Source organism: Candidatus Saccharibacteria bacterium (genome assembly GCA_017983775.1).
Classification (GTDB): domain Bacteria; phylum Patescibacteriota; class Saccharimonadia; order JAGOAT01; family JAGOAT01; genus JAGOAT01.
Map to the genome: position 1 here is coordinate 15,297 of JAGOAT010000009.1, position 11,953 is coordinate 27,249.

At 39.5% G+C, this 11,953-nt stretch carries 11 protein-coding genes and 1 tRNA gene; 10 read left to right on the top strand and 2 right to left on the bottom strand.

Features of this window, described 5'->3' with window-relative positions:
• Positions 1-162 precede the first annotated feature (162 nt).
• Positions 163-238 (top strand) — tRNA-Lys (locus tag KA531_01765).
• A 340-nt stretch (positions 239-578) separates the two neighbouring features.
• On the opposite strand, the gene tyrS is transcribed toward KA531_01765, so the two are convergent.
• Complete coding sequence (gene tyrS / locus KA531_01770; protein MBP6005610.1) at positions 579-1,823, bottom strand: tyrosine--tRNA ligase; 1,245 nt, start codon at positions 1,821-1,823, stop codon at positions 579-581.
• A gap of 251 nt (positions 1,824-2,074) precedes the next feature.
• Here tyrS and thrS point away from each other — a divergent pair, with 251 nt between their 5' ends.
• The 9 genes from thrS to KA531_01815 all read left to right on the top strand — a co-directional run bounded on the left by thrS (position 2,075) and on the right by KA531_01815 (position 11,609).
• Positions 2,075-3,928 (top strand): threonine--tRNA ligase, encoded by a 1,854-nt coding sequence (thrS, locus tag KA531_01775; protein MBP6005611.1) that lies wholly within the window; start codon positions 2,075-2,077, stop codon positions 3,926-3,928.
• The gene (gene lysS / locus KA531_01780) at positions 3,921-5,387 is read left to right on the top strand and encodes a lysine--tRNA ligase (protein MBP6005612.1); all 1,467 of its coding nucleotides are present in this window, start codon (positions 3,921-3,923) and stop codon (positions 5,385-5,387) included. Before thrS ends, lysS begins: the two co-directional genes overlap by 8 nt.
• Positions 5,371-6,261 (top strand): UTP--glucose-1-phosphate uridylyltransferase, encoded by an 891-nt coding sequence (locus KA531_01785; GenBank protein ID MBP6005613.1) that lies wholly within the window; start codon positions 5,371-5,373, stop codon positions 6,259-6,261. The genes lysS and KA531_01785 overlap by 17 nt, the downstream gene beginning before the upstream one ends.
• A 1-nt stretch (position 6,262) precedes the next feature.
• Entirely contained in the window at positions 6,263-7,300 is a 1,038-nt protein-coding gene (locus KA531_01790; GenBank protein ID MBP6005614.1) for a hypothetical protein, read from the top strand.
• 604 nt (positions 7,301-7,904) lie between these two features.
• Positions 7,905-8,426, top strand: a complete 522-nt coding sequence (locus KA531_01795; protein MBP6005615.1) for a hypothetical protein — start codon at positions 7,905-7,907, stop codon at positions 8,424-8,426.
• A 2-nt stretch (positions 8,427-8,428) separates the two neighbouring features.
• The gene (locus KA531_01800) at positions 8,429-9,415 is read left to right on the top strand and encodes a transposase (GenBank protein MBP6005616.1); all 987 of its coding nucleotides are present in this window, start codon (positions 8,429-8,431) and stop codon (positions 9,413-9,415) included.
• A gap of 263 nt (positions 9,416-9,678) precedes the next feature.
• Positions 9,679-10,074, top strand: coding sequence for a DDE-type integrase/transposase/recombinase (locus KA531_01805; protein MBP6005617.1), 396 nt, complete (start codon positions 9,679-9,681; stop codon positions 10,072-10,074).
• Between the two features lie 328 nt (positions 10,075-10,402).
• Complete coding sequence (locus tag KA531_01810; protein ID MBP6005618.1) at positions 10,403-10,744, top strand: S-adenosylmethionine decarboxylase; 342 nt, start codon at positions 10,403-10,405, stop codon at positions 10,742-10,744.
• Positions 10,745-10,748: 4 nt separating this feature from the next.
• Positions 10,749-11,609, top strand: coding sequence for a hypothetical protein (locus KA531_01815; protein MBP6005619.1), 861 nt, complete (start codon positions 10,749-10,751; stop codon positions 11,607-11,609).
• Between the two features lie 97 nt (positions 11,610-11,706).
• Here KA531_01815 and KA531_01820 read toward each other — a convergent pair.
• A partial coding sequence (locus tag KA531_01820) for a hypothetical protein (GenBank protein ID MBP6005620.1) occupies positions 11,707-11,953 on the bottom strand: 247 nt, incomplete at its 5' end.

Genomic DNA, 11,953 nt, shown 5'->3' on the forward strand with positions numbered 1-11,953 from the left:
AAATGCTGGATATCCCATAAATCCCTAAGGGATTTTGGAATATGACGAGGCGAAGGGGGTGATTTGAATAATGACAATAGGGAATCGTCCAGTGTTTAGTTGTAATGAAGTGGGTAAGTACTCTAGATAGATAAGGGGCAATCTGGTATAATCGCAAGGTGTGAGTCCGTAGCTCAGCTGGTAGAGCACCTGGCTTTTAACCAGGGTGTCATGGGTTCGAGCCCCATCGGACTCACCATTTTTATTTTGAATTTATATTTAGTTTTTTGATTTTTTAGCTCTCTAATTATTTATAAGACTATGGAAGATGACGTATAGGGTGTCATTTTCCGATTGTCCGGAGGCTCTTTATTGTCATCCTCCGAAGCTCAGAGAGCTTACGGGGGATCCATCTCTGCTGAGATTTAGATAATCATTTAGTGCATAATGCTGGATATCCGGTCTTGCCCTTCGGGCAACCCGAAGATGACGGGGTGGATGTTATAGAGATCTAGAATATGACGGAGCGGGAGTCTTGACTTGATCTAGTGATATACACCTATCGTTTTCTAGATTTGAGTAGATGAATAGCTAGATAATTAGATAGAAACTCTGTAATAGTGTCTTTTGCCAATTTTAAGCTTGATATCTCTCTCAATCACAAAGTCCTGATCAAGCTTGGTGAGTGACTGATCTTGATTAATCATCTTGACTCCACCTTGATCAAACAGTGTTCTTAGTGCAGTCTTGCTATAATCCAAGTTGTGGCTTAGTAGCTCAAACAGTAGTTGATTTTTGGCCGCTTGCAATTGGACAAAATCTTGATCAAGAATCTCTTGGTTGCTAAATATCCTCTCAAAATTTTGTCTAGCCCTTAATCCACTATCTATATCTCGAGCCCTAATTGCAATCAGTAGAGTAGCAAGTTGTTTTTTTGCTTCCAGTGGATCAGATTTGCAAAATACTTGGATATCTTTAACTTCTTCTGGCAGGATCATCATGAAGGCAAGGTAGTAGTCAGCAATTACCTTATCGCTAGTAGCCATAACTTTGCCAAACAGGTCATCATCATCTAGATCAATGGCAATAAAATTACCATAACTCTTGCTCATTTTGCGGCCGTCACCAGTAGTCCCCTCAATTATCGGGACTATCAGACATCCTTCACGCACCATGCCAGAATCCTTCATCATCGATCTACATTGTTGGACATTGAGCAGCTGATCTAAGCCTGAAATTTCTATGTCAGTATTAAGCTTGATTGAATCTATCCCCATCAGCATTCCATATGAGACTTCAGCCATGCTAACAGGTTGGGAATTTTCTACTCTTTTACGAAAGTCCTCCCTTTGCGTAGCTTCTGATAGATTGATCATAGTCATATATTTAAACCACTCAGGTAAAGTGATTTGATCAAGCCAGCTGCTATTTTTGATAATATTGAGGTGATCCAACTCGATGAAATTACCCAAAAAAGCTTGATAATTGGCATAATTATTACTAATGGTTGATCGATCGATTGTCTTGCGTTCTGTTGTTCTGCCACTGGGGTCACCGATCTGTGCTGTGAAGTCACCAATGATTAGATCTGTATGATGGCCAGCTAAGAGAAACAACCTAAGAATTACTAGGGGAACAAGGTGGCCAAGGTGAATTATTGGGGCTGTTGGGTCAATACCAAGCTTAATTTTCAGGGGACGATCTAGTGCGAGTTTGGTCAAGATTTCTTCTTTGGTCAACCATTGGGTAATTTTTGGTTCTAGATAACTCAACAAGGTATGGCTATCTAGACTACCTACTACGGGAAAATGTCGCTCAAATAATATTTGATCATAACGCTTCATATTCTTATTGTATATCAGATTTGATTCCCAATAAAGTTATGCGCAAGTATTAATAGGTTGCCAAACTAGACTTATTAGATGTTCTTGGATTCTGTCTGATATGTTCCAATAAACCATTTGACCTTAGTTTTTGAGATTTTGTGAGTAGTAAAGTTGGATATTTTTGTAAAGAGTAATTATGAAGTTCTGATTCGGGGATAAGGGAGGGCTTAAGGGTGCCTACAGGTGATAGATATGCTAAAATACAGATTATGAAATCAATCAAAGACCACCAATCAGAGCAAGAACGCCTAATGCCGATGCGTCATAGCCTAGCTCATATCATGGCTCAGGCAATTATCGAACTCTGGCCAGGTACGGAGCTGGGGATTGGCCCAGTGATTGAGGATGGTTTTTATTATGATGTATTATTGCCAGATAGTCAGCAATTGCAAGAAAAAGATCTAGCGAAGATTACTAAGAGAATGCATCAGATTATCAAGGCAGATTTGGAATTTAACCAGCAAGATTGGGATCTCAAAAAAGCCAAAAAATTTTTTGAAGACCAGAGATTTAAGATTGACTTGATTGGTGATTTAGAGCACAAGGGTACTACCAAGGTTGGTCAAGTGGCTAGTCAGGGTAAAGACACAGTAAGTGTTTATATTACAGGGGACGACCAGTTCATTGATCTTTGCGGAGGCCCCCATCAGAGCAGTACTGGCAAGGTCGGCAAATTCAAGCTGACTAGGATTGCAGGAGCCTATTGGCGAGGCGATAGTAAAAATCCCCAGCTTCAACGAGTCTATGGAGTAGCCTTTGAAGATGATCAGAAACTGGAGGAATATTTTCTAAGACTTGAAGAAGCCAAGAAGCGAGATCATCGGGTATTGGGTGAAAAACTCAAACTCTTCATGCATTCTGATAAGGTAGGAGCTGGTCTACCATTACTCCTACCAAGAGGGGAAGAGCTCAAAGATCTTTTGATCCGATATATGCGTCAGATGGAGCAGGAGAGAGGCTATCAATATGTCTCAACGCCAGTCCTCACTCATGAAGCTCTTTATCAGGCCAGTGGTCATGCTGATTACTATCTAGACAATATGTATTCTACTGAAGTAGATGAGGAAGGTAATAGATTTTATCTTAAGCCAATGAATTGCCCACACCATCATCAAATCTATGAGCGGCTAGTCCAGAGTTATCGAGATTTGCCATTAAGACTAGCAGAGGCTAGTCCACTCTACCGCTATGAATTATCAGGAACACTAACTGGGTTGATTCGAGTTCGAGGACCAATCACCCAGAATGATGCCCACATCTATGTCACCTCGGATCAACTCAAAGCTGAGTTTATCAAAGTAATCGAACTATTTTCGGCAGTGTATCAAGAATTTGAGATCGAGGACTACTGGTTTAGGCTATCCTTGCCAGATTTTGGTAAGGATAAGTTTGCTGAGAGTGGAGACAGGTGGCAGTATGCTGCTGATCAGATCAGGGAAGCCTTGGTCGAAACCGGTTCAGAATTTGTTGAAGTCGAGGGAGAGGCCGCATTTTATGGTCCAAAACTTGATGTTCAGATCCGCAATGTGACAGGCAAGGAGGATACGATTGCTACTAGTCAAATCGATATCTTGGTACCTGAGAGAATGGGTCTTAAATATACCGATCAGGACAATCAAGATCAGATCCCAATTGTAATTCATCGGGCTATTATGGGATCTTTTGAGAGATTTATTGGTTTCTTGCTCGAAAAGACTGCTGGATATCTACCTTTTTGGTTAGCACCAGAACAGGTCAGAATTCTGGTAGTAACCGACAGGGCAGAAGCTTATGTAAGGGAGATTGAATCGGTGCTTAAGGATCTAGTACTGAAACAGCCATTAAAGGCAAATCAATTGCGCTATCAGATCGATGATCGGGCAGAGTCACTAGGTAAGAAGATCAGGCAAGCTGAACAGGATAAGATACCAGTTCAAATTATCGTTGGTGAAAAAGATCAAGATAATAGAACAATTAGCTTGCGCAAGAAGTTTAATGATCAAAGCGAGGAACAGACAATTGAATTTGATCAATTGGCAAATTATTTATCTAGTCTAGCCGAAAGTAGAGGTAAATATGAGTAGAGAAGATGAAGTACTAGCTTCATACAAAGAGAACTATCAGAGCCTAATTGATCAAGGTATTAATCCTTATCCAGCAGATAGCCAGAAGGATTATCCCAACCAAACTGTGATCGATGACTTCGACCAATTAGCTGGTAGGTCTATTTATTTATCAGGTCGGGTAGTTAGTAAGCGTGGTCATGGCAAGCTAAACTTTATCGATCTTGAGGATCAATCTGGCAAAATCCAGCTATTTTGTTCGGCTTCAGAAGTCGAATCAGACAGTTGGAGTATACTGGAGCTGATCAATGTAGGTGATTTTACTGAAGCCTATGGAGAAGTTTTTCAGACCCAGAAAGGTCAAATATCATTGAAGCTGAAACGTCTAAGGATTTTGACCAAAGCACTTAGGCCATTACCTAGTGAACATTATGGTATCAAGGATGAAGAGCTCAGATATCGTCTGCGTTATTTAGACCTAATGCGCCCAGAGATCAGAAAACGCTTTTATCAAAAAGCTCAGTTTTGGCGATCGATTAGAGAGTTCTTGGACAATAGAGGATTTATCGAGGTACAGACACCAGTACTTGAAACTGTAGCTGGTGGAGCAAGTGCTACACCTTTTGTCACCCATTATGATGCCTTAGATGAAGATGTCTATTTGCGAATATCAGCAGGTGAGCTTTGGCAGAAGAAGCTAATGGTGGCTGGGTTTGAGAGAACCTATGAGATAGGTAGAATCTTTCGTAATGAAGGGATGAGTCGGGAGCATCTTCAGGATTATACTCAGCTGGAGTATTATCAAGCTTATGCAGATGAAGAACAAGGAATGGAGCTAGTGAGAGAACTCTATATCAAGGTAGCCAAGGATACTTTTGGCCGAACGGATTTTGAAGTCTATGGGCACAGATTTGATTTGGCCGATCAGTGGGAGAGGATTGATTATTTGACCGAGATTGAGCGAGTGTCTGGGCTGGATGTGATTAATTGTGAACTATCTAAGATCAGGGATTGGCTGAGAGCAAGAAAGGTTGGATTTGAGCCTGAGGCAGCGCGCGAGACTTTGATCGATATTGTCTGGAAGCAGGTTCGCAAAGAGATTAGTGGGCCAGCATTCTTGATAGGACACCCAGAAGCTGTCTCACCTCTTGCTAAGTCCAATCAACACCGCCCTGGAACGGTCAGAAGATTTCAGGTAATATTGGCAGGTAGCGAACTGGGCAATGGTTATAGTGAGCTCAATGATCCAATTGATCAAGAACAAAGGTTTATCAAGCAGTCTGAACTCAGAGATGGTGGAGATAGTGAAGCGCAGATGCATGACAAAGATTTCGTTAGGGCACTAGAATATGGTATGCCACCTACCTGTGGCTTCGGAATGAGCGAGAGACTGTTTAGTTTTTTAAGTAATATTTCAATACGAGAGGCAACACTTTTTCCAATCGTAAAGATTAAGGAGGATAATGAGCAGGGAAAATAGCATGACAATGCGTCCTATCAAGAAAGCAATTATTTTGACTGCTGGCTATGGCACCAGAATGTTGCCTGCCACCAAATCTAGCCCAAAAGAGATGCTACACGTCGTTGACAAGCCAATCATCCATTATATAGTTGATGAAGCAGTTGCTAGTGGGATTGAGGAGATAATATTTGTGACCTCAAGCAATAAAAGACCTCTGGAGGATTATTTTGATCGAAACCGTGATCTTGAGGCTCAGCTTCGTCAGTCTGGCAAGCTAGAACTACTCGAAGAAATTCGTGGGATATCTGAGATGGCAACTTTTGCATATTTGCGTCAAGGTGAACAAAGGGGACCGGGGGATGCATTGAAGGTCGCTTTGCCATTTGTGGGTGAAGATGAATCTGTAGCAGTACTTTTTGGGGATGATATAGTAGATTCTGAAGTTCCAGCACTACAACAATTGATTGAAGTTTATCAAGAGTATGGTGATCCAGTGATAGCTGCCAAAAGAGTTGATCACTCAGTAATGCCGAGCAAAGGAATGATAGTTGGTAGTGAGATTGACAATCGAGTAATCCAGGTCAAGAGTATTGTTGAGAAACCGGATATAAGGGACATTGTATCTGATATTGCCGCTCAAAGTCGGATGATTTTGACACCGGATGTATTGAGAATAGTTGCGGGGATGGAGTCAGTAGATAATCGAGAGCTATATCATACCGATGCCCTGGCCAGGTATCTAGAGGAAGGTGGAATACTATACGCCCTAGACTTTGAAGGTGATTGGTATGATTGTGGAAACAAGCTAGGCTTGATTCAGGCTCAGATTGGCTTAGGTCTCAAAGATCCGACGATTGCCAATGCTCTGAGGGAGTATCTAGGGAGGATTTAGGATGCTGGAAAGAAGGAAGGGTGATACAGGCGGGGAAAAAATTTCCGCTATGGTAGTACTTTCATCTAATCAAACTACACAGCTTATTGCCAGGATGAATAATATACCAGAAGATCCTAATCTAGACCCTAAGTATATTATTATCCAAGGCTCAGATAAGGACTTAACATCTGGTGTAATTGAATATGGTGTAATCTTAGCCACTGCTATTGAAGATTCTGCGCTTGGTGACGCAAAAGAATTCTGTTTTATATATAGTTACCCAGAAGGGAAACGATTATTGGTATATAGGGGCTTGGATAGTGATGGTAACCCAACTTTGACATTTAACGATCCGGAAATGCTAGGTACAGCTGTGTCTATGGGTGGTATCAAGGTAATAGATTTGGATACTAGTTTTGAGGAATATAATAAAGATCTTGAGTCAAGTCTACCCCCTCCATTAAAGGATCAAGATATTAAGGACTTCTTTGAGGGGGGTAATAAGGGTAGGATAGCAAGAGCCTATAACGGATTCAGGAGTAAGGATGTTCTTAATCGGTTAGTATATCAGGATTTAGAATTTGTCAGTTCTATGTTTAATACACAATCAGTCCAGGATGATGAGTGGGGTGATAAGCAGACTTACATAGAGGGGTATAAATTAGGAATTATGTTTGGAGTTGGGTTAGTATGCTGTATATTTGATGCAGATGGAGTTGATCTCGGAGGTAAAGATCCTTTATCTATATATAACGAGTGGTGTGGTGAACAAGAAACTAGACCACTTGACCGCAATGCTACTGGTGAAGAGGCTACAAGGTTGATACTTAATAATAATATTCAGACTGCGAAATCCCTAATAGGCAATTTGCTTAACAACCCTCATAGTATGGACATTAATCCTGGTTGGCTGCTCACAACTATAGAAACCTGCCAAGGGCTGGCTACAGAAATGCAAAATCTTGACCCAGATGGTTTTGATAGGGGAATGAGGTTCGTGATCAGTATATTACAAAAGCTTCAGCTCACCGTATCTCCTGATTATAGTGACCTTTAATCTTCAAGGTTGTTTTGTATTTTCTCATAGACCCAGTGCTGGATATCTCATAAATCCCTAAGGGATTTTGGAATATGATGTAGGGGGAGGGAGACTTGGAGAATGACGAGGTGGGTCATCCTCCGAAACCCCTCCTCTCTCGTCATCCTCCGATTGTTCATAGGACAATACGGGGGATCCATCTCTACTGACATTTCCTATTATTCACAAAAATAGATCAGCCCAGATAGTGAGATACTATACCCCCGAAAACAAAACCCCATACCTTTGACTGTATCTTACGGTACATAACTGTCACTATTACTTCTCATCCTATCTACATATATGATTTATCACAATAACAACAATTCTAGATCTATAATCTATCACCCCAAGCGAACAGGTTTTGTTTTGGGCGGCTATAGGGATATTTCTATATAGCATCTTGACTACTACTGGATATCTTTGTAATTTAATGCATATAATTGTATAATACAGCTATGAATGAGCTACTATGTTATGATAGGACAGATCGTGTTGCCGCAAAATACATCCAAGTTGTTCAGTCACATTTCCCTATAAGGCAACCCCACGGCCTCTTGATGTTGCAAGAGATCTTGAATTTATGCTCCAATGTCTGGATAATCCAGAGTTGCTTGAGGACATGGATGATCTTTTGGGGTTGTTTAAATGGCTGCAGGATAAGGGGATAAACAGTGCAAGATATCATGATTGTGTTGAGGCTGATAGAGGCCTCTGTAAATTTATCAAGGATCTCAACCAGTCTAGTCCTGCCTCTCACAATCGGAATCCACAATTGTTACAAGTGAAGGATAGTGTGATAGCCGTAGTTAAGCCTTATGGTAAGAGGAATGCTATTACCATTGCTAATCCAGAAGGAATTCCAGAGGGTATTTTTGTAAGACTAGATGAAAATCATGAGCCAAGGGTGAAAGAAACTGTATCTATTCGTGAACATTTATTTGAAATAATCAAGATAAAAGACCCATCTCAGTTGAAATTTGTACGAGTTTGTTTGGGTTTTATCTGTGATGAAGTTTCTTCGCCACAAGAAGAAGGTAGATATTTTTCACCAAGCTTTATGTCACAATTCTTTAATAATATTTTACAACCTCAGTCTAGATAGGCATGGAGCACGATTATAAGGATAATGTCAAAGGACAAGATGCACATTCAATGTATTGCTGGAGAGTCATCAGGTCTTATGCTGATTTCTACCGTGAATTGCTTGGTATTGGTACGGAGAATCCATTCGTTGTGGGTAGGAAGGAGTTGGATTTGGCTAAGAGGGTAATGTTGGGGTTAAGAAAATGGGGCTATTATAATGATAGAACATTAGGAGACCTTGCTCAAACTCACCATTTAATCCCTAGGGATATTGGTACTAGATTGGCTGGATTGAGTATTCTTGATATAGGCTCTGGTCAGGGTAAACTAGGTCAAGATTTGGCTCAGGAGTATGGTGTAGAATCTTATCATCTTGATCTTGATTTGGATACCTTACAAGGCGGGGAGGAATATGGGGCTCAAGCTGTAATCAATGGAGATAGAGAGATAGTTGGATTTACCTTAGCCAGATCTGAAGATAGTGATAGTTGGCTTACTCTCTTAAGAGATCTTCAAAGAAGAGGGATTAAGGGTAAAAACCTAGAGTTAATTGTTATGGATGATAGTAGAGGATGTAAAGCAGCAGTAGACAAAGTATTTGGATCAGTACCATTACAAAATTGTATAGTTCATAAGCTCAGACAAGTTCTTACCAAGACCCATCATAAACACAAAGCTTCAATGGCAGAGGATCTTAAGTTAATCAGTAATACTAATTCAGTAGAGGAGGCTACAAGAGTAGCCCAAGATATCGCTAAGAAATGGTACAAGAAAGAAGAAAGAGCAATTACAAGCTTAAGGCACAATTTTGAATATTGCTTGACCTATTTCCAATTTCCACAAGATACTTGGAAACAAATCAGGTCTACTAATCTACTAGAAAGAGAATTCAGAGAGGTCAGAAGAAGAACTAAGGTTAATGACCATAGCTTTAATAGTTTTGAATCACAAAGGAGGTACCATGAAAATATATTCCAGTATCTAAATCAGTATTATCCTTCTAGGTGATACACACTGGGGGTTGACAGTACCGAGTCAGTCTAATAGCCAAGAGCCTCAATAAACACAGGGCTACTATCTACAGGTGGATTGATCAAATTAGATTATTAGGTATTAAAGAATTCCTAAGAAGAAGGAAGACCTCTAAACAACGTAGACCTAGATCAAGAACTCCAGAGTACCTAATCCAAAAGATCCTCAATATCAGGAGTGAGTTTGGTTGGTGTGGTGCTAAGATCCGTAAAGAACTTCAGGAAAACCACCAGATCAATATGTCAGTCTCAACAATATATAGATATTTACACAAGAGACTCACTAGATCTATTGTAGGAATCAATAAATACACCAAGCATCAAGCAATAGTAAAAGCTTACTCTCCAAGAGAAGTAGTAGAGCATGATACATTGGATCTTGGAGGAGGTGTATATGCCTATACTGCCATAGATGTATTTACTAAAGAACCTAGTGTAAAAATAGCCCTAGATCTTACTATGGCTACAGGAGCAAAGATCTTTAGATTACATAGTAGCTATTATGGTAAAACAAAGCTTCATCAGTCTGACAATGGTTCAGAATTTCAGACAGACTTTAGAGAGGCTGTATATAGGTCAGGAGCTAATCATAGGTATTCACGCCCCTACAAGAAGAATGAACAATCACATATTTAGAATTTTAATAAGTCTTTAAGAAGTGAATGCTTCAAACTAGATCATTATGATCCTAATAACCTCATTGACCTACAGTTACAAGCAGACCAGTCTACTAATCACTATATCAATGGACGCTGGCATATGGGGTTACCCAGTATGATGACTACTGCTCAGTTTACTGAGTACTACAATCAAGACCCTGATCATGCTAGGATGAGAGTAGCAGAGATTTGCTGTTAGTTGCATTTGGGGTGGTACTTTACGTAGACTTGATGCCTTATTGTTGATGTAGTATACTACATTTAGTGTCTAGAAGGTGATTAAGCATATTACTAGGGTTTGTAGCATGAAAGATTTAGCGCCAGATATTTATAGACAGAGGTTGGTTTTAGAGGGATATCCCTCCAAAACCGTTGAGGATAATGATATAAAGGATTATTTATCAAGACTATCTGATGTCTTGGATATGCATACTTTATTGAGTCCAGTTACACATAGATCAGACAAATTTGGATGGGCTGGTTGGATTCATTGGGAGACTTCAGGAGCCCATTTTTATGCGTGGGAGCAGCCTAGGCTATTTTTCAGTGTAGATATATATACATGTAAACCCTTTTTAGTAGAAAGTGCAGTTCAGTTTACGGGTCAATACTTTGATACAACTAGAATAGAAGTTAAGGAATTTTAGCTATATGACTATCTCTGGTGAGAATGCTTCAAAAGAAGGTTTAGTAGTTTATAACTATGATCTTACAGACGTACAGATCGAAGAGATTCTGGGAGATTATTTCCTAGGTAAAGAAGAACAAATCCAACCATTTTCTTTGCTGGTAGTAAGTCCTGAAGACAGTGACAGTATAAGTAATGTTGCTAGAACAATAGAGTGTAGGGTATTTCGAGAAAGATTTTCGACAAATACGCCTGAACTTATGAAAGATGTCTATAGACCATATGAAGATTCAAGCTCTTTTGTTATTATAATAGACAATGTAAGCAATCTTCCAGTTGGTGTTATGCGATTAATTGAAAATAAACCCGGATCAGGTATGATCAGTTTAGATGATGTTTTCTTGAATCCAAATATCAATGACGGTAGGGGGTGGGGACAAGAGGAGGTATTGATTGATGATCAAAAGATTCGTAGTGCGGATGATCTAGTAAGAATAGGAATCAATAGTCTGGATATAGCAACAATAGGTATTATAAAGGGCTACAGAAGGGGGGATAGTGAATCTAGAGAACGAATATCCGATTATATAATTTTGGGTCTATTCTATGGACTTAATGTATACTCATTAGACCATGACATCGGTTTATGGTTTGCAATCTTAGATGATAACGTCTTGAAATATTTAGAGAGTTTTGGTTTGTATTTTGACAGGTATAATGGAGTACAACCAAAGCCATATTTAGGTTCACCAAGTAGTACACCGGTTTTCGGAGAACCATATAATTTGAGGCAGGGATTCAGAGCTCAACATACAAAGGATGGACTTTATGAGTTAGTTGTAGAAGGTAAGGGTATGGATAATATTTTTAATACCATAAGTTAATAGAAGTACTTGCTTGGTAAGATACTCTGAAATAATACAGGATATTGGAGCTACATTGCTAAGTTTTGCTTGTTAATACATAAGTCGTTTAGTAAACTTATAATATAGTGTTATTATCTCTAGTAATTATTATCTCTAAACCATTATCTACTATAGGAGCTATTGAATCGTCCCATATTTTTTCGTCTACGTTTATACAACCCCAAGATAATCTATTGTCTTTTATTGTAGGAGTATTTAATGCTTTAGTTCGTTTTTCTAATTCTCCTTGGTATACAATATGCAAACCTACACCATTTGCAAGACCTCCTGTTTCTGGATGTACTAAATAGTATGCTTTATTA

Bases quoted from the DNA above. Each gene is read 5' to 3' on its own strand.
- KA531_01785 (MBP6005613.1), top strand. From the start codon at position 5,371: ATGAGCAGGGAAAATAGCATGACAATGCGTCCTATCAAGAAAGCAATT.
- KA531_01795 (MBP6005615.1), top strand. From the start codon at position 7,905: ATGCTCCAATGTCTGGATAATCCAGAGTTGCTTGAGGACATGGATGAT.
- KA531_01810 (MBP6005618.1), top strand. From the start codon at position 10,403: ATGAAAGATTTAGCGCCAGATATTTATAGACAGAGGTTGGTTTTAGAG.
- KA531_01790 (MBP6005614.1), top strand. From the start codon at position 6,263: ATGCTGGAAAGAAGGAAGGGTGATACAGGCGGGGAAAAAATTTCCGCT.
- KA531_01805 (MBP6005617.1), top strand. From the start codon at position 9,679: ATGTCAGTCTCAACAATATATAGATATTTACACAAGAGACTCACTAGA.
- tyrS (MBP6005610.1), bottom strand. From the start codon at position 1,823: ATGAAGCGTTATGATCAAATATTATTTGAGCGACATTTTCCCGTAGTA.
- KA531_01800 (MBP6005616.1), top strand. From the start codon at position 8,429: ATGGAGCACGATTATAAGGATAATGTCAAAGGACAAGATGCACATTCA.
- lysS (MBP6005612.1), top strand. From the start codon at position 3,921: ATGAGTAGAGAAGATGAAGTACTAGCTTCATACAAAGAGAACTATCAG.
- KA531_01815 (MBP6005619.1), top strand. From the start codon at position 10,749: ATGACTATCTCTGGTGAGAATGCTTCAAAAGAAGGTTTAGTAGTTTAT.
- thrS (MBP6005611.1), top strand. From the start codon at position 2,075: ATGAAATCAATCAAAGACCACCAATCAGAGCAAGAACGCCTAATGCCG.